Raw genomic sequence first — 21347 nt, 5'->3', positions numbered from 1 at the left:
CGAGTGAACAGCTTCTGGGGCGGAAGCGCCCCAGAAGCTGTTCACTCGATCGGGGTGGGAGCGCCGGCCCCGGCCTGTGCGCCCTGAGCGAGCTGGCGTTGTTGGAGGAGGGCGAGGCCGGCACCCGCCAGCAGGAGGGCGGCCGACAGGAGCAGGCCGGTCCCGAGGTCCTGGCTGCGGTCGGAGACCCAGCCGGTCAGTGACGGGCCCACGGTCTGGCCGAGGCCGAACGCGATGGTGGCGAAGGCCAGGCCCGAGGTCCAGAGCGGCTGCGGGAGGATCTCCCGGATCGAGATGGTAACGGCGGTGACGACGCCGAGGAAGCTGCCACCGACGACGAGCCCGGACAGATAGGCTGCCGCGGCGCCGCCGAGCAGGACCGGCAGCACTGTGCCGACGGCGAGCACGACCATGACCACGGCCATTCCACGGGACCCCCCGAGGCGGCCGATGACCGGCCCCCACAGCGGCCCGGAGGTGGCAGCGGCGATTCCGACAATGGCCCAGAATCCGGCGATGACTGGTCCAACGATGCCGTTGTCGGTGAGGTACTGGCTGATGAACGTCAGGTAGGCGATGTAGCCCATGCCGAAGCAGGTGTAGGCGGCCACCAGCCAGCTGATGCGCCGTCGGTTCCAGTGCCGGGCGTGGTCCTCCGGCGGGATTGGGTCGTCCACGCGACGCGCGGCCACGATGGCCGCGAGAGTGGCCAAGGCTGCGATCGCGGCGAGACCGAGCCAGCCCTGGCGCCATCCTGTGCCGTCGGTCAGGTCGAGCACCCACGGCACGAGAAGGCCGGCGAGGACGATCCCGGTACCCGACCCACCGAAGTAGATCCCGAGCAAGAGCGCCGCCCGACCCCGCGATCCCCGATGGCTGGCCTCGGCCACGAGGGCGGCACCGATGATGAACGCCAGCGCGCCCGCCAGCCCCGCGACGAAGCGAATGGTCAGCAGAGCGGCGAACGCGCTGGTCGCCGCCGTCAGCCCAATTGCGACCGTGGTGATCGAGGTGCCCAGCAGGAAGGAGCGGCGGGACCCGACGGTCCGGGCGAGCGGCGCCGCGAGCAGCGCGCCGATGAGGTAGCCAGCCGCGTTCGTGGTGTTCAGTGCGCCGGCCTCGGCGTAGGACCAGCCCAGGTCGGCGCGCATCGCCGGAAGCAACAGGGCATAGGCGAAGCGCGCCAGACCCAGCGCGACGAGCGGACCGGCGGCCAGCCCGAGTGTCAGCAGCAGGCTTCCGTGGCCCTCAACGCGGGACGCCCCGGCTCTGCCCATCCCCGCATCCCATCACATCGGATCGGGACCCTCGAACTGACTACGATGCGCTGGACGAGCGACGTTCGAGACAGGGGCTCCACGTTCAACCGTTCGGATCCGAAGCAGCGGGTGGATGGCTCTGACACTGAAGCGTCGGCAGGGGCTGAAACGCCGCTCGTGGCCGAGGCGCCAATCTTGGCCGAAGCTCCGGTACCGGTGGCGGAGGTTGTCCCGAACGAGCAGAGCCCACCTCCGACCCAACGGCCCACCCGCACGAGGCCGGCCCTGAAGCGAATCGTCCTCGCCCTGGCGATCGCCCTTCTCGTGGCGAACACGGCCGGTTTCGGATACCTCGTCCACCGTCAGCAGGAGGACGGCAAGCGCATCTAGGAGCTCACGACTGAGCTGGCCGGTGCAGGGTCCACGATCCGCGAGCTGGAGTCGTCGCTGCAGGGAGCGCGTCAGATCGCCCTTCGTGCCATCGTTCCCGGACTGAGCGCCCACAAGCGCCCCCTAACCCCGATCGAGTGAACAGCTTCTGGGGCGGAACGCCCCAGAAGCTGTTCACTCGATCGGGCTGTCCGCGAGGTAGTCCATGAGTGCTGCACGCCAGTCGCGGATCGGGATGACGCCGGCCGCCTCGAGAGTGGCGTGCGAAAGCACGCTGTAGGCCGGCCGTGGGGCGGGGCGGGGGAAGGTGTCGGTCGTCGTCGGCCGCACTCGCTCCGGGTCGAGGCCACGTGCCTCGAAGACAGCCCGGGCCAGTCCGTGCCACGTCGTCTCACCGGAGGAGGTGCCGTGGTAGATACCGGCCGGCGCGTCGGCGGCAACCATCCGGACGATGAGGTCGGCCAGGTCTCGGGTCCACGTCGGCTGGCCGTGCTGGTCGTCGACGACGTCGAGGGTCTCCCGCTTTTCGGCGAGTCGCAGCATCGTCGTGACGAAGTTCGGCCCACCGGCCCCGTAGAGCCACGCGGTCCGCACGACCCAGCTGTCCGCACACAACGCGCGCACCGCCCACTCGCCTGCGAGCTTGGTGCGCCCATAGGCCGATCGTGGGCTGGGAGGGTGCTCAGCGGCATACGGCATGGTGGCCTGTCCGTCGAACACGTAGTCGGTGGAGAGCTGCGCGAGGCGGGCACCTGCGTGGGCGGCGCCACGGGCGACGTTGGCGGCCCCGACGGCGTTGACGGCGAAGGCTTCCCGCTCATGGCTCTCGGCATCGTCCACTCTCGTCCAGGCCGCGCAGTTGACGATGAGGTCGTGCCCGGCCGCTGCGGCGACGCACTCACCGGGATCGGTGACGTCGAGTTCGTCCCGACCCAACGCGGTGACCACATGGCCGGCGGTGCGGAGGGCGGGAACCAGGTCGTGGGCGAGCATGCCCGTCGCGCCGGTGACGAGGACGCGAAGGGAGCCCCTCACCGGCCAAGGCGCGCGTAGGTGCGCTCGGCGGCGACCTTGGCGTCGCGCCACCACGACTCGTTCGCGCGGTACCAGTCGATCGTCTGACTCAGGCCGTCGCGGAGGTCCTGGTAGCACGGGCGCCAGTCGGTCTCCCTGCGCAGCTTGGACGCGTCGATGGCATAACGCAGGTCGTGGCCCGGCCGGTCGTTGACGTGGTCGTACGCGTCGGCGGGGTGGCCCATGAGCTCGAGCAGCATCGTGACGATGTCGCGGTTGTTGCGCTCGCCCTCCGCACCGATGAGGTACGTCTCGCCGAGCCGGCCCTGCTCGAGGATCGCGATGACGGCGTCGTTGTGGTCGTCGACATGGATCCAGTCGCGCACGTTGAGCCCGGAGCCGTAGAGCTTCGGACGGGTGCCCTCGAGGATGTTGGTGATCTGGCGGGGGATGAATTTCTCGACGTGCTGGCGTGGGCCGTAGTTGTTCGAGCAGTTACTGAGGGTCGCCCTGATCCCGAAGGAGCGGATCCACGCCCGCACCAGCAGGTCGGCTCCAGCCTTGGTCGCGGAGTAGGGGGAGGAGGGATTGACCGGGGTGCGCTCGGTGAAGCGGTCCGGGTCGTCGAGCTCGAGGTCGCCGTAGACCTCGTCCGTCGAGATGTGGTGCAGGCGCTTGTCGTGGCGGCGGACCGACTCGAGGAGCTGGAAGGTGCCGACCACGTTCGACTCCACGAACGGCCACGGCGTGTCGAGGCTGTTGTCGTTGTGCGACTCGGCGGCGAAGTGGACCACGATGTCGGTCGCGGCGACCAGTGCGTCGACGAGCGGGGCGTCGGCGATGTTGCCCTCGACGAGCGTGACCTCGCCGTTGCTCAGCGCCGGCTCGAGGGAGGCCCGGTTGGCCGCGTAGGTCATCGCGTCGACGACGGTCAGCTTCCAGCCCGGGCGGACCTCGCGGGCGCGGAGCACGAAGTTCGACCCGATGAAGCCGGCCCCGCCGGTCACGAGTACACGCATGGCTGAAGATTAACGGGATGCGGTTGCCACCTTGGCAGTCTCATCAGTGCACGTTCGGTCACACGGACCGAAGTGGTCGGGACAGGCGTTGCTTGAACGAGCCCAATGCCTTTCGTCCTCGGCGTTTGGCGCGCAAGCCCGTGGCCAGCGCTCGTTCCTGGGCCGACCATGTCCAGCCCCGATCCTTGGCGAATTCGGCGACCTCGCGCACGAGAGGATCGTTGGTCGCCAACAGTTCCCTGCGGAACGCTGCACGCTCCGCCAGGTAGGGCCCTTTCGAGAACGGCGTCGGGCAGAAGTCGTCGAGCCGGCCCGCCACCTCCAAGGTGAACATCGTCCTGAGGCACTTCCAGCAGCGGGAGCAGTTCCCCTCCCGGCTCGCCTCGAAGTCGATGCACACATCGAGGAGCTTGACCTGCGGTGTGTCGATGATGGCGAGCGTCTTGTCGACCCTCGTCTGAGCGGACCCAGCGGAGGTCAGGGCAAGACCGCTCGTCGAGAGGAGCGGGAGCGTGATCGGGTCGACATAGGCGATACCTGCCCCCGGATAGGCGTGGACCTCGCGGTAGTGGACGGCGGACGCGTACAGCAGCCGTCCGATCCCGCCGCCGAGAAGATGGGCAACTGCTGCGTTGCGGGCGGTGTGGGACTCAACGAAACCGGTCCATGGGTAATGCTCGTCGAGGTTGCTGTTGACGGCGACGAGCGGTAGGCCAATCTCGGCGGCAACGTGATGGACGCCGATCAGGCGCTTCTTCCACAGGGCCTCGCCTCCCATGCCATGGGAGCCGACGTTGTTGTTCAGCAGGTGAGTGACGCGAAGGGAGTCGGGGACCGACTCGTCGTGGAAGTGCTCGGCCAGTACAGCAAACGAATCGACGCCGGCCGAGAATCCGGTAGCCACTCCTGCCTTGCGGGAGTCTGCAGGCGCCACCTCGTCCGCGGAGACCTCGATCTGGCCATATGTGGGATGCAGGAGTCGGATGACCGCCTGAAAATCGCCATTCAGGTGGTGGAGGAGCTCGTCGGTCACTACACCGCCGACGTGAACGTTGGATCCGGCCTGCATGGCAGGCATGATCAACGACACCGCCACGTGATCAGCGCGGTGGCTGAGCAGGTGCTCGTGCTCAGTATCGACTTCGAACCAAAGCTCGCCGGCGGGCAGGTCGACCACAACTCGAGTTCCACTGGCGGACTTGACGCGGCGAGGGGCACCTGTGCGGACCGTCATGCGGTCAGCCTGCCCGACGTGGCCAAGGCCTTACGGCTCCAGCGCGGTGGTGATGTCATCACGTCCCACATCCTTCCAAAGGGACCGCGAGCGCTGGCAGCGGTCGAGCAGTCGGGCGTGCGGCACCAACCGGTGTGGACCGCAACCGGAACGGCAGCGGAGCAGGGACTGCTGCCTGGCCGTCGATAGGCTGGGCGACCATGAAGGGGATCATCCTTGCCGGTGGCACGGGCACTCGGCTCCACCCGATCACGCGCGGCATCAGCAAGCAGCTCATGCCGGTGTACGACAAGCCGATGATCTACTACCCGCTCTCCACGCTCATGATGGCCGGGATCCGGGAGGTCCTCGTCATCACGACGCCGCAGGATCGGGACCAGTTCGAGCGGCTGCTCGGAGACGGCCGCGAGTGGGGCATGTCACTGTCCTATGCGACGCAGGAGCGGCCCGAGGGCCTCGCCCACGCGTTTATCATCGGTGCCGGTTTCGTCGGCTCGGACAGCGTCGCCCTCATCCTCGGTGACAACATCTTCTTCGGTCCTGGCCTGGGTACCAGACTCGCCGAGAACGCGGGCGTCACCGGGGGCCACATCTTCGCCTACCGGGTCGCGGAGCCGACTGCCTACGGCGTCGTCGAGTTCGACGACGCCGGCCGGGTGCTGTCGATCGAGGAGAAACCCGCCCACCCCCGGTCGAGCTACGCAGTCCCCGGCCTCTACTTCTACGACAACGACGTCCTGGCGATCGCCAAGGGACTGGGGCCGAGCGCACGCGGTGAGCTCGAGATCACGGCCGTCAACGAGGAGTACCTGACCCGCGGCACACTGACCGTCAGCGTCCTGCCTCGCGGCACCGCGTGGTTCGACACGGGCACCTTCGACGGGCTCATCGAGGCCAGCCAGTACGTCCACGTCATCGAGGCGCGGCAAGGCCAGAAGATCGGCTGCGTGGAGGAAGTCGCGTGGCGCAACGGCTGGATCGACGACGACCTCCTCCGCCGGCACGCCGAGGAACAGCTCAAGAGTGGCTACGGCGGCTACCTGCTCGAGCTCCTCGGCGACGGTCGGTGAGCAGCCTGTGGACATCCGTCCCCTGAGCATTGCGGGGGCCTTCGAGATCACCCCGCGCCAGTTCCAGGACAGCCGGGGCACCTTCGCCGAGGGGTTCAGGATCGACCGTCTCGCCGAGGCGATCGGCCACGAGCTGCACGTCCGCCAGACCAACATCTCGGTCTCGACGGCGGGTGCGCTCCGTGGCATCCACTACTCCGACGTCCCTCCGTCGCAGGCGAAGTACGTGACGGCCACCAGCGGTGTCTTCATCGACTTCGTCGTCGACGTGCGAGTTGGCTCACCGACGTACGGGCAGTGGGACAGCGTCCGGCTCGACACGATCGACCGCAGGGCCGTGTATGTCGGCGAGGGGCTCGGTCACGCGCTGGCGTGCGTCGAGGACGGCGTGGCGTTCTACCTGTGCTCGGAGCTGTTCAACCCTGCCCGTGAACGCGGCCTCAACCCGCTCGATCCCGAGATCGGCCTGGTGCTGCCCGAGGGCTTCTTCCCGGTTGTGTCGGACAAGGACGCCGCCGCCCCGACGCTCGAGGCAGCAGCGGACCAGGGCCTGCTTCCCACCCTCGAGGCCAGCCTGGCCTACACCGCGAGCCTGGTCGGGAGCTGAGGGCGCCCGGAGTTCCGGGTCAGCGGCGGCGTCCCCAGCCGCGGCGCCGCAGCGGCAACGTGTCTTCGCGGTCGGGAGGGGACGGCGCAGCAGAGTCGGACTCCGCCATCGGTAAACCGTCCAGCACGCGCCCAACCGTGTCGATCGCGTCGGAGATCTCGGCGAAGGCCAGCTGGTAGGCATCGAGGTCCCGTCCATAGGGGTCAGCGATGTCGTCCAGCTCGGGGTCCGTGATGGGTGCCCGCCGAGATGTGGCGACCTCGACGAGCCGGCGCAACGAGTCTGCGCGATCCGGGCTGGGCGCGAAGTCCCCCACGCCGTCGACCACGAGGCGGGTGAACTCACGCAGCGTAAAGGTGTGCGACGTGGCGGCAGGTGCCAGGGCGACCGCGGCCGCCCGGTGCCGCCGCGTCATCCCGAGCACGAGGTCTGCGTTGTTGACGAGCTCAGCGGTCACGGTCTGGGCGCAGAACTCGCCCGAGTACGCGCCGGACTGCTCGAGCAGGTGCGCCATGGAGATCTGGATCGGCTCACCGATCATCGCACTCGTCCCCCCGCTGACGACCTGGATCGTGGGCTCTCCGGCTGCCCAGTCGCGGCGGATCAGGCGCTCGGCCGCGGGTGAGCGGCAGATGTTGCCGGTACACACGGTCAAGACCCTGAACCGGACTTCCCCCTCCGTCATTCATCCTCCCACCGCGCTGGCCACCCGCTCATCAATCTACCGGCGTGGCCGTGCAGGTGCGCGGAAGTGCTGAGGATGGGGGAGGCGACCCGGACCCAACCCACCGCAAGAGGCCACCGCCCGTCGGGACGGGTTCAGCGGCATACGGCCTAACGTCGTAGAGCCAGCAGGCTCTCGACTTCAGCGGTCAAGCGCTCGTGGAACCTCGGCTCGGAAAACTGGTCCACGTGCTTGGTGATCGCCTCGCCGTCCCAGCGACGCAGCGAGGCGGCGACGACAGCGGAACGAATGGCGTCGGGTGTGGGCGCATCGAAGAACATCCCCGTGACATCCTCGACGACGGTGTCGAGGTACCCGCCACCGCGGAGGGCGAGGGTGGGCTTGCCGAAGGCTCCCGCCTCGAGCGGCGTGAGACCGAAGTCCTCGATCGAGGGCGCGATCAGGGCCGTCGCATGGGCGTAGACCCATCGCAGGCCGGCATCATCCAACCCGTTCACCAGCCGTACGTTGGACGGGAAGTCGGCTCGCAGCTCGCTCTCCAACGGCCCGTGGCCGACGACCACCAGGCGCTGGCCGGACAAGCCGCGGAAGGCGGCAATCGCCTCGGTCACGTTCTTGTAGGGGAGCAGCCGCGACACGATCAGGTGGTATCCATCCCGCCAATCCGCGACCTCGTTGACTTCGCGTTGGGGTCCGTCGTCGCCCACGCCGAACGGCGGGAAGGCGATCGCCGCGTCGATTCCGTAGGCGGCCTTGACGCGGTCGCGCACCACCGTTGAGTTGGCAAGGTAACGGTCGGCGCTCGCGGCGGCGAGACGGTCCCACCGGCGCAGCCACGGGGTCATGGTCTGGAGCGCCCGCCCCTTGATCGATGCCGACGGCTCATGTCCCAAATACGCCGCGGGCTGGTACAGCCACTTGGCAGGAGCGTGGCAGTAGACGAGCTTGCGTCCTGTCGTCGGCACGCCGTGGGCCCAGCCACTGCTCGAGGCGATGACGACCTCGGCGTCAATCGGGAGGCGGTTGATGGCGCCAGGGAGAAGAGGGAGTGCGAGGCGGTGGTCCCGGCGGAGCGGGCGGATGCGGTTGATGGGAGATGTGATGACCCGGGCGTCGCGGAACTCCGGATACGTCCCCGTTGGGTCGTACAGCGTGGTGTGCACCGTGGCGTCGGGGAACGCCCGTAGCATCGCGAGGATCACCCGTTCGGCTCCGCCGCGCTGCGTCAAGTAGTCGTGCGCGATCGCGACCTTCGGGCGCAGGCTGGTCAATACCACCATGGGCCACGATCATGCCACGACATTGGTCACTTTCTGGACTGGCGTCCCTTGTGTCGGACGGGCGAGGACGCCGTGTGTGAGGCCCAAGGTCAGCAGAACCGGGGCGCTCACGAGGCCCAATGACCCGATCACGTCGACCGGACGGTGGGCATACCAGGCGACGTTTCCGACCGCGATGACGAGGCCAGCGGCCACGGCAAGACCCGCTAGACCAACGCCGAGGCGGCCGCGTCGCCACGGCCACAAGAGGACCACCGCGGCGAGCACCACGAATCCCGCGGTCGCATGTGTGGACGGAAAGGTGTTCCAACCGTACCCGGGGACACCGAGCTGTGGCCGAGTCACCACCTCGTCCCGAACCCAGATGGACAACGGGATGGCGGGCACAGCTGCGGCGGCGGCCAGGCACCTGCGCCACTGGCGGCGCACGAGCCCGCGAAGGAACAGCAGGGCAGCAAGCGGGGCCAGGAGATAGGGAAGGAGCGGCCGGGCCAGGTCATTCAGCAGGTGGCGCGCGGGGGCCGGAATCGTCTCCTGGATGAGGGAGGCCACTTCCGCATCGGCGATCTGTCCCGGCTTGGTGAGGACGCCGACGACGAGGGCGCCGGCGGCCACGGCTCCGGCCCAGGCCGACCAGATCAGGAGCTCACGACGAGTCGGTGTCGTGGTCACACTCACACCTGCCCTCGGTCTCCGCGGCTGTCTCGAGACGCCAGCCTCGCACATCACCCATTCGACCCTTACGGGTCCAAACCACGACTTCGTATGCCGCTGAGTTGAGTCACTCGTACCATGTCAGCACGTGGGCGGTCGGGTTGGCGGGAAGCGAGGAGCGGTTCGCGGATGAAGCGGGGTCTGATCACGGCGGGGCTGATCGCCTTCCTGTTGCTGGACATCGTCCTGGTGTACTGGGCGTTGCGTCCCCCACCGGTGACCCCGGCAGCCGTAGGAGCCCCGACAGGATCTACGACGGGACCTACGACGGGCGGGGAGGCACCCACCACCCCCCCGACCTCAACGCCGCCGAAGAGTCCAGGCACCACGGGACCCACCGAGACCGGGAGTCTGCAGCCGAGGCCGGTCGGCATCCTCCTCGTCGGGCTTGATTCCGACGTGGCGTGGAGAGCGACGACCGGCACCTGCAAGGGTGGCGGCGCCACGCTGTCCATCACGCGCGATGGGGGGTCGAGCTGGGATGAGGTGGACGTTCCTGCGAAGACCATCTCCAGAGTCCAGGCCCTGGCCGGAGGAACGGGATTCATCGTCGGGGCCGACCAAGGCTGTGACGAGAACGAGTTCACCACGGACGACGACGGAGCGACGTGGACCGGGCCACGGCCACTGGTGGGCGGTTGGGCGAGGAAGCTCTCCCAACCGAACGCGATCGTCACTCCCCAGGACGGCAACTCCCGGCCCTGTGGTGACCAGAACGTGCTGGACCTTTCTCGGACCTCGGCCGAACAGGCCGAGGCATTGTGTGCGGATGGTTCGGTGAAGGTCACCAATGACAGCGGCGCCACCTGGACCGAGTCCGGTGAGGCCGAGGGGGCCCTCGCCTTCTCCAATCGGCTCGAGAACGGCGTCCTCACCACTTACGCCGCCCGAGCGGGCGCCGAGGGATGTGACGGCGTGCAGGTCGCCAAAGTCGTCAGGGGGAAGGAGCCGACAGAGATGGCCTGCGTCGAGTCGGTCAGGCCAACCCCTGGGAGTGTCGCAATCTCGGCCTCGCCGGAAGCCGGCTGGCTCATCGTCGGCGACGAGGCCTGGGTGAGTGGCGCTGACCTCACGGCCTGGGAGCAGGCCTGAGGGTCCGTCTCACTCGTAGGAGCCGAGCGAGTCGGTGCGGATGGCCTCGCCCAGCTCCTGCATCCGAACCTCGTCGACAATGTCGATGGACTGGCCATCCGCGCTCCAGCCGAAGCCGGTGAACGGCGCTGTGATGAAGCGCACGTCGCGGCCGCGGAGGCTGCGCATGGCGAAGGCCTCGGAGCGCATGGTGCCCACGTCCAGCTTCTGGTCGACCGTGAGGTTGCTGGTGGCGGCGTCGAGGAAGTCCTTGAGCCGAATCGGGTTGGTCAGGGTGTCCGCGCTGAGGGTTTGGAGCATGAGGGCCTTGATGAAGGCTTGCTGCCGCTTGCCGCGGGAGATGTCACCTTCGCTGAGCTGCATGCGCTGCCGGACGAAGACCAGGGCGGTCTCGCCGTCCATGTGCATCGTGCCCTCGCGGAAGACCTTCCCATCGCCCTCGGAGCCCTCCTCGACCTGGACGTCAACTCCCCCCACCGCGTCGGTCATCTTCTTGAACCCCTCGAAGCCGACCATGGCGACATGGTCGATCTCGATGCCGAGCATGTTCTGCATCGTCTTGACCAGCAGTGGCGCGCCCCCAAAGGCGTAGGCGGCGTTGAGCTTGGCCTCGCCCCTTCCTGGGATCGGGACCCAGAGGTCGCGCGGGAAGTGAATGAGCGTGACGTCACGGCGGTCCTCCGGCACGTGGACCAGGACCATGACGTCGGACCTCGAGCCGGTGTCGCCCGGGCGGGCGTCGTTGCCGATGAGCAGGTAGTTCGTCCCGTTGCCAGCCGGCTGCGCGACCGGGTTGCCCTGCTTGTCCAATGGTTGCGCGTCGGGGCCCGAGTCCGGCAGCAGTATGGCCTGTTTCACGTTGTTCGTGACGATCTGGTTGAGCCAGACCAGGTAACCGCCGATCGCCAGCACTGGCACGAGCAGGAGGACCAGCGCCACCACGAGGATCCTGCGGTTGCGGCGGCGTTCCTTGCCATCGCGGCGCGAGGCGGGTTGGGACGCCTCGTCGTCCGAATCCTGCGGATCGAACAAGTCCGGCTCGGCTCGTCCCTGGGTGGGGTCCACCCGCCAAGTGTAGGTGGATTGGCCTGCTTACACTGGCCGTCATGTCGAGAAGGCGGGTGCACAGGAACGGAGACGTCTCCCTCGCCGTCGGCGCCGCTCTCGCCTTCATCCTCTACGTCTTTCTGCTCACTCAGGCCACCGTTCCCGTGATCACGACGCTGGCCTTCGCGAGCGACACCCGTCCCAAGTTGTATGCCGCTCTGCTCGCCTTGCTGGTCGCCTTGCCCGGGTGCCTGCTGACCTTGCCTCGCGCGCTGGCGCCCGCTCCGCCGTCGGTTCAGCCGTCCGTCCGCGCCCGCCGCCAGCTGGCAGCGCGGCGCAGGTCCTTCGTGAAGACGGACATCATCGGCATCGCACTGCTGCTGTTCGCCCAGGTGCCGCTGCCGGCGCCGTGGGGCCCCGCGGGCAAGGCCGCCACCATCGCCAACATCACGAAGTCAGCCGAGATCGTCGAGCTGAGCGCACGGTTCGCCAACTGGTCGATCGGCATCTTCGGCATCGGCGTTCTCGCCGCCATCATGGTCCGCGTCTACAGCCACGCCGCGGCGTTCCGCGTCCTCGGCATCGTCCTCGTCGTGGGAGCACCCGTGATCGCTTGGGCCGTGCTCGTGCGTTCGGTGTCCTGAGCTCACACGTGTTGGCGCTCTTCTGTCGCGTCGGTGGCCGCTGACTGCCTGGCTGCTTCGAGTTCGTGGGTGATGTCCTCGACGAAGGCCTGGATCGCGTCGGGGCCGGTGACGGGTCCACCCGCAAGGAGCCCGTCCACACCGAGCAGAACGGCGGAGGGTGTCCGTGGCATCTCCATGGTCACCGCCGCATAGCCCGCCACGTCATGAACCGTCTGCGGCTCATTGACCGATGCCCATGGCGAGGAATCGACTCCGGACCGCAGGAGGAGCCGGACGTCGACCTCAGGCAACGCCGCACGCCACGCCGGAACCGCGGCCACCGTCGCGGAGCAGCTCCCGCACAGCTCTGAGACGTGGACCAGCAGTTGCGGCCTGTGCTCGGCAAGCGCTCGAACGCTCACGGTCGTGCCGTCCGCCAGGGACACGGGCACGTGAGGGGTGGGGCGCCGGAGGTATTCGTCTTGGCCCTCGGAGGCAGCGGGGGTGATGTCATCGTTGGGATGCTCCGATTGACCCGGGCGCGCCATCACGAGGGCGATCGTCACGACACCGGCGGCAACGGCGGCCAACCACCAAGCCTCGGACCCGAGCTCCACCAGGCGAGCGAGCACCGATGCCTCACTCATCGCAACCCGAACGCCGATCATCGCGAGCAGGACCAGCCACGAGTTGCGGAGGACCGTCCACCGTGTGACCCGGTCGGATCCGATGGCGCCGAAGCACGCACAGTCGACGGGTTCCGTCGAGGCCAGCGCCCGGACGATGAGCGATAGATACACCACGAGGAGGACAAGGACGGCGACGGCGGCGGCCAGTTGCCAGGGTCCGGGCAGCATCAGGAGCGCGACGGCAAGGACGACCTCGAGCCAAGGATGTCCCCGCCGGACAAGTGAAGTGGAGAACAGACGGGGGACGTCCAGTGCATCGAAGGCGGCCGACGAGCCGGGTGCGCGGAGCTTGGACACCCCGCTGAGGGCGAGGACGAAGGAGAGCAGGAGTGGACAGACAAGTGCGGCCGTGGTCACGACCGAATCGTACGTTGAGGGGCGCCGGCGGGATCGTTGTGAGAATGTGAGGAACCTCCCCAGCCTTGGCGATTGACGCTGCTAGGCTGTGCGCTGGTTCCGCAGGTCTGCGGGACTCACGACTGTGGGGAGATTGAAGTTATGACAGACACTGTTGAGCCGGGCGGTGCCGGACGCACGATCTCGCGTCGCACGGTCGCCAAGGGGGCCGCTTGGTCGGTACCAGCCGTTCTGATCGCCAAGTCCACGCCGGCCCTGGCCGCCTCGCCTCCGATCATCATCGACTTCGGCGACAGCTCGGCCTGCAAGATCCCGGGTAACTCCTGGGGATCCGCCGGCTACAACAAGGGCTACGTGCTGTGGGGGCAGTTCGTCAACACCTTGGACACGACGGTTTCCTTCCGGGTGACGAACATCGTCGTTGGTGGCGTCGACCAGTGTCTCGTCGGCGTGACCGACCCGGCGCTCGCGACTCCTTGCCCGCCGCAGACGATCGACTGCATCACCCTGGCGCCCGGCGAGGAGCAGATTTACGGTGTGTTCTCGAACGCCAGCACCGACAGCAGCAGCACCGACGTTGCGGTCACCATCGAGTACTGGGTCAACGAGTCCTCGTGCGGCGCGGCTGGATCGGGACAGACCGGCGTGACGTCAGGCAGTGTGGTCGGCCAGCCGTGGACCACCCCGCAGGGTGGTGGCTCCTGCGACTTCCCCTTCCCGAAGCAGAGCATGTGCCTCACGCCGCCCAGCGCCACTGCGGCTGGTTGCGCTCTATAGCTCCGTCGACGGACGAGGGCCGCGCAAGCGTCGAGCCTGCCGCGGCCCTCATCCGTGTCCGCTTGGTGCGAGGCCGACGTTGACCGAGGTCGTGTTGCCGATCCGCGTGCGTGTGGCCATGGCGCACGCAGCTTTGCAGGTCTTTGCTGATGAGGCAGGGATGGAAGTCCTGCACATCAAGGGGATTGCCGTCGACCCGGCCCTTCGAAGCAATCGCCAGTCGGGTACCGACGCGGACCTGCTCGTCCGTCCTCGGCATGTCGAGCCGCTGATCGAGCGCCTCACTGCACACGGCTGGCACCGGATCACCACCTTCGAGACCGGTTCCCCGTTCGGGCACGCGGCGACCTTTCAGCATGACTTTTGGGGTCATGCGGATCTTCACCGATCGTTTCCGGGGATCACCGCGGAACCCGACGCCGCCTTTGACCGGCTCTGGGCGAGTCGCAGGAGCCGTCAGTTGGCCGGTGTCTCGTGCCCCGTGCCGGGTGAGGTGGGTCAGTCAGTCATCTTGGTGCTCAATGCCGCCCGAGGAAGTGGCCTCAACGGTAGAAGGCTCGACGTCGACGCCGTGTGGGGAAATGCGACCAACGAGCGTCGCCAGGAAGTCAAGGCACTGGTCGCTGAACTAGGAGCCGAGGTCGCCTTCGCTGCGGCCACCGGGGACTTGGAGCGCTTTCGAGGTGCCCCGGACTACGACCTGTGGCGGATCGCCCGCGACGGTGGCACGCGACTCGAGGAGTGGCTCGCACGTCTCAAGGCTGCCCCCAAGTGGCGGGACCGGCTCCATGTGGCCATGCGAGCCCCGCTGGTCAACACCGATCACCTGGCGGTCCGATTGGGTCATGCACCGTCCAAGACCGAGACCCTGAGGGAGTTCGTGGCTCGACCTCTGCGCGGCTTGGCCGAGGAGGGCCGCGCGCTACGTCGCCGACGCGGCGGCAAACCCAAGGACCAAGCGTGAGGGGCTCAGCGGCATACGGCATCGCTCCCAATGTCGGCCACGTGGACGACGCAGGTCGGTCGTACGTCGCACGGCTGCCTGAGGGCCCGCCGATGGTCCTGGAGGACTCCGCCGCGCTCATCTGGATGCAGGTCGTTGTGGGAGGCACGGTCGGAGACATCGCCAGCCGCGTTGCTGTCGTGGCCGGGATATCGGCCGAAGACATCATCGGCGATGTCGAGACCTTCCTCGATGAGCTCGTCGCCCACGGGGTGCTCGTGCGTCACGATGTCTGAACCCACGATGTCGCCGACGGCTGGATACGCTGCAGCCACCATGTCCCACACGTTTCCTGCCGCCGCCGACCAGATCGTGGAGCTGCACGCTCTCGGCGCCCGGGTGAGAGTGGATCTCCATGGCGCGGCACCCGTGCTCGTCGAAGAGTTCCACCGCGTGTGGCGTCGGTGTCTCACGCCTTTGCCCAGGTCTGCAGAGCCGACAGGGATCGATGCGGGGACGATCGACATGGCGGCCGAGGTCGCGCGCATTTCACCCGAGGCCAGTCGTGACGTGGCGGCGCGGGCGCTGACACGGTCCACTCAGCGGATCACTGCGGCGCTCATCGCCGCTCAGGCGGGGCGGCTGCTGATGCTCCATGCCGGTGCACTGTGTCATCCCGACACAGGTGCGTCCGTTGTGTACGTGGCGCCAGGCGGAACGGGGAAGACAACACTGAGCCGAGCGCTAGGTCGCGAGTTCGCCTATCTCACAGACGAAACCGTAGGGATCACCGAGGACCGTCGCATCCTGCCGTACCCGAAGCCGTTGACGCTGCGCCGTCCGTCGGGAGGTCGGGCCAAGATTGAGCACGCCCCGGATGACCTCGGTCTGTTGGCGCCACGAGCCGATCCGTGGGTCGCCGGTGTTGTGCTCATCCGGCGAGACCCCTCCGTCGTCGGCGTGTCGGTCGAACCGCTGGACCCCGGGGAGGCGCTACTCCTTCTTGCCCCCGAGGCGTCATCCCTCGCGCGGCTGGAGCGTCCGTTGCACCGACTCGCCGAGCTGGGCCAGGCAACCGGGGGCTTCCGGCTCGTGCGCTATGCCGAGGCTGCGGACCTCGCCGGGCTCGTGGGGGACACGGTGGGAGCACCGAGATGAAGACTGCAGTCGTCCGTGCGACACCGCTGGTCGACCAGCTGGAGCTGGAGGACGGAGCAGTGGTCCTGGTCGGGAGCGGAGACCACGCTCGCGTCCTCAAGGTGTCGGCGATAGCCCTGATGGTGCTGACGCTCGCTCGGGACGGTGCGGCGATGCGGTCGATCGGCCGGGACCTGCTTGCACGTTTCGGACCGCCCAGTGACGGGTCGATCGACGACGCCGTCAGCGCACTGGTTGACGAGCTCGCGCGGCAGGGCTTGGTGGAGGTCTGCCCAGGCGGCTAGGTATGGCGCCCGGGGGAAGCCGCGTCGGCGCTCAGCCGTGTCAGCGAGTCCGACTCGGTCGACGTGTCGCCTTGCGCCTCGAGGCGCGTTCTGTGCGGCTGCTGTGCACGGCTGCCGTCTGACCGTAACCGTACGTGCCGTAGCGGTAGGCCAAGGAGTTGGCGGTGGTCGCGAGATTCAGCGCGAACCCGGACACCGGGACGTCGACTGTGTTCAGGGAGCGCAGTGCCGCCTCGAGCTCCCGCCGCCTCGTTCGCTCGGCCGCAACGACCATGAGGAGCCCGTGCGTGAGCTGGTTGAGCAAGACGGCGTCGATGACCGGGTTGATCGGTGGGCTGTCGACGAGGATGTAGTCGAAGTCCTGGGAAAGCTTCTGGAAGAGCAGGGACATCGCCTCGGAACCGAGCAGCTCGCTCGGATTCGGCGGGATCTGGCCGGCAGGTAGGACGTACAGGTTGGTGTCGCGCCAGCGCTGGACCACGTCGAGCGGCTCTGCTCGCCGGAGCAGCACCGTGGTCAGACCGGAACCACCCTCGATGCCCATGGTCTTGGCCACGGTGGGATTGCGCAGGTCTCCGTCGATGAGTAGCACCTTCGATCCCGCATCTGCCATCGCGATAGCGAGGTTCACCGACGTGGTCGTCTTGCCCTCACCAGGGTTCGACGACGTGATGACGAACGAGTGCCCTTGGGTCGTGACGTCGACGAACAGGATGTTGGTGCGCAGCCGCCGGATCGACTCCGCATGGTGAGAGTGTGGGTCGTCAGCGACCGACAGGACCGTGCCGTTGGCGTTCTTGACGAGGGGAATGGTGCCGAGAATCGGACGATCGGACAGCTCGCGGATGTCGTCCTCGCCACGCACCTTCGTGTCCGACATGTGCCGGATGAGGGCGACCCCTACGCCGACGATGAGGCCAGCCAGGAGGGCCAGGGCAAGATTCGTCTTGACGTTCGGAGAGATCGGTTCGCTCGGCACCGACGCCGGGATGATGGCGTCCGCGGTGACGATCTGGTTGTTGTTGGCCAGCAGTGGCGAGAACTTCTTCGCGGCCTCGGCGAGGACTGGTCCGGCTTCATTCGCCACGGCGGCCGCCAACTGCGGGTTGGAGCTGTGTGCCTTGATGTCGAGCATGTTCGTCAGCTCGGCAACAGTGGCGCTCACGTTGAGAGGAGTGCCGGCAGCCAGACCGAGCCGCTCGCGCAGGGGCTCCTGAATATCCGGGGAATCGAGGATCTCGGCGTAGGTGTTGAGATCCTTCTGAGTGATCGCATAGGCGCCACCGGGCTCGTTGTCCGAAGCCTTGACCGTCGCGAGGTAGATCCTGGCGGTGGCCTCGTAGACCGGTGTCGTCGCGATGGACGTGGCGGCGGTGGCGCCGATGACGACGAGCATGCAGAAGGCGATGAGCCTCCATCTCGTGCGGATGACACCGAGGAGATCACGAATGGTCAAGGGCCCCCCTCGGGCAAGCGAACGGCAAGACTACGTGTGAAGGTGCTTACTGACGGCCAATCCTCCCATATCATCTGCGTGGCGAAGTCGCGTTGAGCAGTATCGGGCTGGCTCACGGCGTTGTGCCACACGATGGGGAGTTGTCGGTTGCGCGTTCTGCGGGTGTCGCACAGCGCCGTCGTCGACGCATGGCGAGAGCGAGAAAGGGCGCTGCGAGCCCGCGGTCACGAGGTTGCGCTCCTGTCGGCCGACGCATGGAACGAGGGCGGCTCGACGATCCGGTTGGAGCCACGCACGGGTGAGTCGGTACGGGGGGTGCGCACTTTCGGGCGACATCCGGCACTGTTCGTCTACGACCCGAGGCCGGTCTGGCGTGCCATGGGTGAGCGGTGGGATGTCATCGACATCCACGAGGAGCCCTTCGCCCTGAGCACGGCCGAGATCCTCCTGCTGCGTGCGCTTCGGCGGAAGAAGGCTCCCTACGTGCTGTACTCCGCTCAGAACCTCGAAAAGAGGTATCCGATCCCCTTTCGCTGGCTGGAGCGCTGGGCACTGCGCCATGCTTCTGGCGTGAGTGTCTGCAACGTCGCCGCTGGGCGCATCGTCGAGCGGAAAGGCCTTGCGTCCGCGGCGACTCTCATCCCACTGGGAACGGACGCGAGTTTCTCCCTTTCCGAGGCGAGGCGTGAGCGCGCGCCGGAGCCGGATCGCATTCGCGTCGGCTACGTCGGTCGTCTGGAGGCGCACAAGGGCATCGACGTGTTGCTCGACGCCGTGGCCGGTGACGCTCGTCTGTCGCTCCGTATCGCCGGTGCAGGATCGCTGGTCCAGTCCTTGCGGGCACGCGTTCATGCCGGTGGGTTCGACGACCGGGTCGAGTTCGCCGGGCCGCTCGGGCAGACCGACCTGCCTGCGTTCTACCGGACGCTCGACGTCCTCGCCGTGCCATCGCTGACCACGCCGTCGTGGGTCGAGCAGTTCGGACGAGTCGCCGTCGAGGCGATGGCGTGCGGCACGCCAGTCGTGGCGAGTGAGAGCGGCGCCTTGCCCGAGGTCGTCGATGGCGCGGGATTGCTGGTCCCTCCGGGGGACTCGAGCGCCCTGAGAAAGGCCCTCCTGCGGATCGGCACCGAGCCCGAGACGGCCGCGGCGATGCGCGAGGCGGGCTTGGCGAGGGCAGCGAAGACGAGCTGGACTGCCGTTGCCGGACTGCAGGAGGCGCTCTACCACAGAGCACTCGGACCCAAGTCGGCCGACGCACTCGTGCCCGGTGCGGGCATGCCTCCTCCGCCCATCGAGATCGTCGTAGTGGCCTATGGCGCCCCAGAGCTGCTGCGTCGCGCACTCGAGCCGTTGCGAGACGAGGCGGTCACTGTCGTCGACAACTCGTCGTCCGACGCGGTGCGTGACGTGTGTGCGAGCCTCGGAATCCGGTATATGGATCCTGGCCGCAACGGCGGATTTGCCGCCGGTGTCAACCTTGGCCTTCGGGAGCGACTGTTTGAGAACTCCGATGTGCTCCTGCTGAATCCCGACGCGGTGATCGAGCCCAGCGGCATACGGCAGCTTCAGGACGCGCTGCGCGCCAGCCCCGACCTCGCGAGCGTCAGCCCCCGCATTCGAGACGCCGAGGGTGGCGAGGAAAGGGCGATGTGGCCCTTCCCGTCTCCCGTTGGCGCGTGGCTCGACGCGGTCGGACTGGGGCGCTGGAGAACAGTCAACTTCGCCATCGGCGCGGTCCTGCTCCTTCGCGCCGAGGCAGTCGCCGAGCTGGGCGGCTTCGATGAATCATTCTTCCTCTACGCGGAGGAGACCGACTGGGCCTACCGGGCAGCGCGTCGGGGCTGGCGCCATGCCATGGTGCCTGAGGTGACCGCAAGCCACGTCGGAGCTGGGACGAGCAGTGACCCGCGGCGGCGCGAGGCCCACTTTCACGCCAGCCAGGAACGGTACTACCGCAAGCACTTCGGCCCGATGGGCTGGCAGGTCGCTCGGGCTGCGCAGATAGCCGGATCAGCCGTGCGGGGGCTCCGAGGCGGTCCGGCCGGACGGGCAGCGTTGGCACGCGTGTCGACCTACATCCGCGGCCCGCTACGCGTCGAGGCCGATTACAGAGGAGCGGCGGGGCGGTGACGCGCGGACACATCCCTTCACTCATCACGCGGGCCGTGCTCACAGCGGGTTTGCTCGGGCTCCTGCTCGTCATGGGTCGGGAACTCGCCAGTGACCCGGTGCTGCCGTTCTTCGTAGCTGGAGTGATTCTGTTCGTCGGGCTCGTGGCCGCTGACCCCACCCTGGTGCCCATCGTCTGCCTACCGTTCCTCCTCCTCACTGCTCGTACAGGAGCCGGCGGAGTGGACCTCACCATCGCCGACGCGCTCCTCGCCGCTGCACTGGTGCCATCGCTGCTTGTCCTCCTTGGCGGCGCGTCACGGGCCATGCGGCAGGTCATGTGGCTCGGAGTGCTCTACCAGGTCGCGACCCTGTTCACCGTGATCCGCAATCCCTACCCCGCCAACCTGGTGGAGTGGTTCCACGCCGGCCTGCTTGTTCTCGGGGCGGTGGTCGCCGGCTGGGCTCTTGGGCGGCGGGGGTACGCGGTGCTCGGTCTCAACGTCCTCGTAGCGACATCCTTGCTGCTCGCGCTGATCACGATGGTTCATGCAGCGTTCCAGTATGCGGGGGGCGACTTCGGCCCGGTCGAGATGAGCTGGCCATACGCGGTCCAGAAGAACGCCATCGGGACCGTCTTCGCTCTCATGGCGGTCGTCCTTTACGTGCGACCCGCTTGGGCCGGGTGGCGCCGCGGCTGGGCCCTGCTCGGGTTCTGGACTCTTGTCGCCGCCCTGTTGACAACGCAGTCCCGACAGTCCGTCATCGCGCTGGCGGTCGCAGTGTCGGTCCTTGTCATGCGCCGCACGACGACGCACCGCCGGTCCAAGGGCATTCTGCTCGCCATCATCCCGGCGCTGGTTGGCGTCAGCGTGATGGTGCAGGACCAGATCAGGTCGGGCAACGAGTTCAACTCCTTCTTCCAGCGGGTCACCTGGTTTGCGGACTCGGTTGCCATCTGGCAGACCGACCCGTGGTTCGGGGTGGGCCTCCGCTGGTGGTACACCGACCGCTTCCCTGAGGCGTTCCAACCGCCCAACGCGCTCATGGACACCGCGACCGCGGCTGGATTCGTGGGACTTGCCGCGTTCCTCATTCTGCTGATCGGCACCTGGCTCGTCGCACGACGGATCGACCCGGCCTACGGGATTCTGGCTGAGCTCGTCCTGCTCGCACGGTTCGTGCAGAGCGAGTTCGACCTCTTCTGGGTCTCCGTCCAGGTGTCGCTGCCCTTCCTGATCCTGGGGATCTGCCTCGGGGCGGCTGCGCATTCAGAGGCCGCCAAAGCTGACCGGCAGCACCTGCTCGACAAGGTCGAGCGCGCCGTGCACCCAAGCGGGCTCGTCTCCGCGGCCATCGGCAAGGCTTCGTGAGCGCTGTCACGTGAGAATCGTCCATGCGGTGTGCACCGACGCCTTCGCCGGTGTGGAAAGACACGTCGCCGTACTGGCGGCTGCACAGGCTGATCGCGGCCATGAGGTCGTCGTGGCGGGGGGCCATGCCCCCACGATGAGCGCGGTCATCAACCGCGCCG

Annotated in this window: 24 protein-coding genes; 13 read left to right on the top strand and 11 right to left on the bottom strand. The window is 67.7% G+C overall.

Annotation, left to right across the window (positions count from 1 at the left end; genetic code table 11):
* Window positions 1-41: 41 nt before the first annotated feature.
* Window positions 42-1277, bottom strand: coding sequence for a YbfB/YjiJ family MFS transporter (locus tag VIR15_RS04375; RefSeq protein WP_331926254.1), 1236 nt, complete (start codon window positions 1275-1277; stop codon window positions 42-44).
* Between the two features lie 198 nt (window positions 1278-1475).
* Here VIR15_RS04375 and VIR15_RS04370 point away from each other — a divergent pair, with 198 nt between their 5' ends.
* Complete coding sequence (locus tag VIR15_RS04370; RefSeq protein ID WP_331926253.1) at window positions 1476-1649, top strand: hypothetical protein; 174 nt, start codon at window positions 1476-1478, stop codon at window positions 1647-1649.
* A 174-nt stretch (window positions 1650-1823) separates the two neighbouring features.
* On the opposite strand, the gene rfbD is transcribed toward VIR15_RS04370, so the two are convergent.
* The 3 genes from rfbD to VIR15_RS04355 are packed head-to-tail and all read right to left on the bottom strand — an operon-like array spanning window position 1824 to window position 4751.
* On the bottom strand, window positions 1824-2684 hold the full coding sequence (gene rfbD, locus VIR15_RS04365) for a dTDP-4-dehydrorhamnose reductase (protein WP_331926252.1): 861 nt from the start codon (window positions 2682-2684) through the stop codon (window positions 1824-1826).
* Window positions 2681-3682, bottom strand: a complete 1002-nt coding sequence (gene rfbB / locus VIR15_RS04360) for a dTDP-glucose 4,6-dehydratase (protein ID WP_331926251.1) — start codon at window positions 3680-3682, stop codon at window positions 2681-2683. Before rfbB ends, rfbD begins: the two co-directional genes overlap by 4 nt.
* Before the next feature lie 58 nt (window positions 3683-3740).
* Window positions 3741-4751 (bottom strand): hypothetical protein, encoded by a 1011-nt coding sequence (locus tag VIR15_RS04355; RefSeq protein WP_331926250.1) that lies wholly within the window; start codon window positions 4749-4751, stop codon window positions 3741-3743.
* Window positions 4752-4778: 27 nt separating this feature from the next.
* On the opposite strand from VIR15_RS04355, the gene VIR15_RS04350 reads away from it, so the two are divergent.
* From VIR15_RS04350 to VIR15_RS04340, 3 genes are read left to right on the top strand one after another with little or no spacing between them, the layout of a single operon-like run.
* The gene (locus VIR15_RS04350; protein ID WP_331926249.1) at window positions 4779-5105 is read left to right on the top strand and encodes a hypothetical protein; all 327 of its coding nucleotides are present in this window, start codon (window positions 4779-4781) and stop codon (window positions 5103-5105) included.
* A gap of 11 nt (window positions 5106-5116) precedes the next feature.
* Window positions 5117-5986 carry a glucose-1-phosphate thymidylyltransferase RfbA gene (rfbA, locus tag VIR15_RS04345; RefSeq protein ID WP_331926248.1) on the top strand — a complete coding sequence of 290 codons (870 nt, stop codon included), beginning with the start codon at window positions 5117-5119 and terminating at the stop codon, window positions 5984-5986.
* Window positions 5987-5993: 7 nt separating this feature from the next.
* The gene (locus VIR15_RS04340) at window positions 5994-6593 is read left to right on the top strand and encodes a dTDP-4-dehydrorhamnose 3,5-epimerase family protein (protein WP_331926247.1); all 600 of its coding nucleotides are present in this window, start codon (window positions 5994-5996) and stop codon (window positions 6591-6593) included.
* A gap of 19 nt (window positions 6594-6612) precedes the next feature.
* On the opposite strand, the gene VIR15_RS04335 is transcribed toward VIR15_RS04340, so the two are convergent.
* From VIR15_RS04335 to VIR15_RS04325, 3 genes are all read right to left on the bottom strand, one after another.
* Window positions 6613-7242 carry an arsenate reductase/protein-tyrosine-phosphatase family protein gene (locus tag VIR15_RS04335; RefSeq protein WP_331926246.1) on the bottom strand — a complete coding sequence of 210 codons (630 nt, stop codon included), beginning with the start codon at window positions 7240-7242 and terminating at the stop codon, window positions 6613-6615.
* Between the two features lie 185 nt (window positions 7243-7427).
* Window positions 7428-8558 (bottom strand): glycosyltransferase, encoded by a 1131-nt coding sequence (locus tag VIR15_RS04330; protein ID WP_331926245.1) that lies wholly within the window; start codon window positions 8556-8558, stop codon window positions 7428-7430.
* Window positions 8559-8567: 9 nt separating this feature from the next.
* Entirely contained in the window at window positions 8568-9230 is a 663-nt protein-coding gene (locus VIR15_RS04325) for a phosphatase PAP2 family protein (RefSeq protein ID WP_331926244.1), read from the bottom strand.
* 441 nt (window positions 9231-9671) lie between these two features.
* Here VIR15_RS04325 and VIR15_RS04320 point away from each other — a divergent pair, with 441 nt between their 5' ends.
* Window positions 9672-10364: a beta propeller repeat protein gene (locus tag VIR15_RS04320; protein ID WP_331926243.1), complete on the top strand. Its 693-nt coding sequence runs from the start codon at window positions 9672-9674 to the stop codon at window positions 10362-10364.
* 9 nt (window positions 10365-10373) lie between these two features.
* Here VIR15_RS04320 and VIR15_RS04315 read toward each other — a convergent pair whose 3' ends face one another.
* Window positions 10374-11429 (bottom strand): LCP family protein, encoded by a 1056-nt coding sequence (locus VIR15_RS04315; RefSeq protein WP_331926242.1) that lies wholly within the window; start codon window positions 11427-11429, stop codon window positions 10374-10376.
* A gap of 41 nt (window positions 11430-11470) precedes the next feature.
* On the opposite strand from VIR15_RS04315, the gene VIR15_RS04310 reads away from it, so the two are divergent.
* Complete coding sequence (locus VIR15_RS04310) at window positions 11471-12055, top strand: hypothetical protein (protein WP_331926241.1); 585 nt, start codon at window positions 11471-11473, stop codon at window positions 12053-12055.
* Between the two features lie 2 nt (window positions 12056-12057).
* Here the strand turns inward: VIR15_RS04310 and VIR15_RS04305 are convergent, their stop codons facing one another.
* Window positions 12058-13083 carry a MauE/DoxX family redox-associated membrane protein gene (locus VIR15_RS04305; RefSeq protein WP_331926240.1) on the bottom strand — a complete coding sequence of 342 codons (1026 nt, stop codon included), beginning with the start codon at window positions 13081-13083 and terminating at the stop codon, window positions 12058-12060.
* 141 nt (window positions 13084-13224) lie between these two features.
* Between VIR15_RS04305 and VIR15_RS04300 the strand changes: the two genes are divergently transcribed.
* The gene (locus tag VIR15_RS04300) at window positions 13225-13860 is read left to right on the top strand and encodes a hypothetical protein (protein ID WP_331926239.1); all 636 of its coding nucleotides are present in this window, start codon (window positions 13225-13227) and stop codon (window positions 13858-13860) included.
* On the opposite strand, the gene VIR15_RS04295 is transcribed toward VIR15_RS04300, so the two are convergent.
* On the bottom strand, window positions 13820-14245 hold the full coding sequence (locus VIR15_RS04295; protein WP_331926238.1) for a hypothetical protein: 426 nt from the start codon (window positions 14243-14245) through the stop codon (window positions 13820-13822). The genes VIR15_RS04300 and VIR15_RS04295 overlap by 41 nt on opposite strands.
* Before the next feature lie 108 nt (window positions 14246-14353).
* Here VIR15_RS04295 and VIR15_RS04290 point away from each other — a divergent pair, with 108 nt between their 5' ends.
* From VIR15_RS04290 to VIR15_RS04275, 4 genes are read left to right on the top strand one after another with little or no spacing between them, the layout of a single operon-like run.
* A complete protein-coding gene (locus VIR15_RS04290; protein WP_331926237.1) occupies window positions 14354-14824 on the top strand; it encodes a hypothetical protein in 471 nt (156 codons plus the stop codon).
* Complete coding sequence (locus VIR15_RS04285) at window positions 14821-15099, top strand: PqqD family protein (protein WP_331926236.1); 279 nt, start codon at window positions 14821-14823, stop codon at window positions 15097-15099. The genes VIR15_RS04290 and VIR15_RS04285 overlap by 4 nt, the downstream gene beginning before the upstream one ends.
* A 40-nt stretch (window positions 15100-15139) precedes the next feature.
* Window positions 15140-15961, top strand: a complete 822-nt coding sequence (locus tag VIR15_RS04280; RefSeq protein ID WP_331926235.1) for a hypothetical protein — start codon at window positions 15140-15142, stop codon at window positions 15959-15961.
* Window positions 15958-16245 carry a hypothetical protein gene (locus VIR15_RS04275; RefSeq protein WP_331926234.1) on the top strand — a complete coding sequence of 96 codons (288 nt, stop codon included), beginning with the start codon at window positions 15958-15960 and terminating at the stop codon, window positions 16243-16245. The genes VIR15_RS04280 and VIR15_RS04275 overlap by 4 nt, the downstream gene beginning before the upstream one ends.
* Before the next feature lie 40 nt (window positions 16246-16285).
* On the opposite strand, the gene VIR15_RS04270 is transcribed toward VIR15_RS04275, so the two are convergent.
* The gene (locus VIR15_RS04270) at window positions 16286-17701 is read right to left on the bottom strand and encodes a tyrosine-protein kinase domain-containing protein (RefSeq protein WP_331926233.1); all 1416 of its coding nucleotides are present in this window, start codon (window positions 17699-17701) and stop codon (window positions 16286-16288) included.
* A 147-nt stretch (window positions 17702-17848) separates the two neighbouring features.
* Between VIR15_RS04270 and VIR15_RS04265 the strand changes: the two genes are divergently transcribed.
* Together VIR15_RS04265 and VIR15_RS04260 are read left to right on the top strand one after the other, a co-directional pair.
* Window positions 17849-19834, top strand: a complete 1986-nt coding sequence (locus tag VIR15_RS04265) for a glycosyltransferase (protein WP_331926232.1) — start codon at window positions 17849-17851, stop codon at window positions 19832-19834.
* A complete protein-coding gene (locus VIR15_RS04260) occupies window positions 19831-21186 on the top strand; it encodes an O-antigen ligase family protein (RefSeq protein ID WP_331926231.1) in 1356 nt (451 codons plus the stop codon). Before VIR15_RS04265 ends, VIR15_RS04260 begins: the two co-directional genes overlap by 4 nt.
* Window positions 21187-21347: the final 161 nt, after the last annotated feature.

Source organism: Intrasporangium sp. (genome assembly GCF_036566125.1).
Classification (GTDB): domain Bacteria; phylum Actinomycetota; class Actinomycetes; order Actinomycetales; family Dermatophilaceae; genus Intrasporangium.
This window is presented reverse-complemented; position numbering and strand designations above follow the sequence as displayed.

Bases quoted from the DNA above. Each gene is read 5' to 3' on its own strand.
- VIR15_RS04375 (WP_331926254.1), bottom strand. From the start codon at position 1,277: ATGGGCAGAGCCGGGGCGTCCCGCGTTGAGGGCCACGGAAGCCTGCTG.
- rfbB (WP_331926251.1), bottom strand. From the start codon at position 3,682: ATGCGTGTACTCGTGACCGGCGGGGCCGGCTTCATCGGGTCGAACTTC.
- VIR15_RS04355 (WP_331926250.1), bottom strand. From the start codon at position 4,751: ATGCAGGCCGGATCCAACGTTCACGTCGGCGGTGTAGTGACCGACGAG.
- rfbA (WP_331926248.1), top strand. From the start codon at position 5,117: ATGAAGGGGATCATCCTTGCCGGTGGCACGGGCACTCGGCTCCACCCG.
- VIR15_RS04330 (WP_331926245.1), bottom strand. From the start codon at position 8,558: ATGGTGGTATTGACCAGCCTGCGCCCGAAGGTCGCGATCGCGCACGAC.
- VIR15_RS04310 (WP_331926241.1), top strand. From the start codon at position 11,471: ATGTCGAGAAGGCGGGTGCACAGGAACGGAGACGTCTCCCTCGCCGTC.
- VIR15_RS04300 (WP_331926239.1), top strand. From the start codon at position 13,225: ATGACAGACACTGTTGAGCCGGGCGGTGCCGGACGCACGATCTCGCGT.
- VIR15_RS04280 (WP_331926235.1), top strand. From the start codon at position 15,140: ATGTCCCACACGTTTCCTGCCGCCGCCGACCAGATCGTGGAGCTGCAC.
- VIR15_RS04275 (WP_331926234.1), top strand. From the start codon at position 15,958: ATGAAGACTGCAGTCGTCCGTGCGACACCGCTGGTCGACCAGCTGGAG.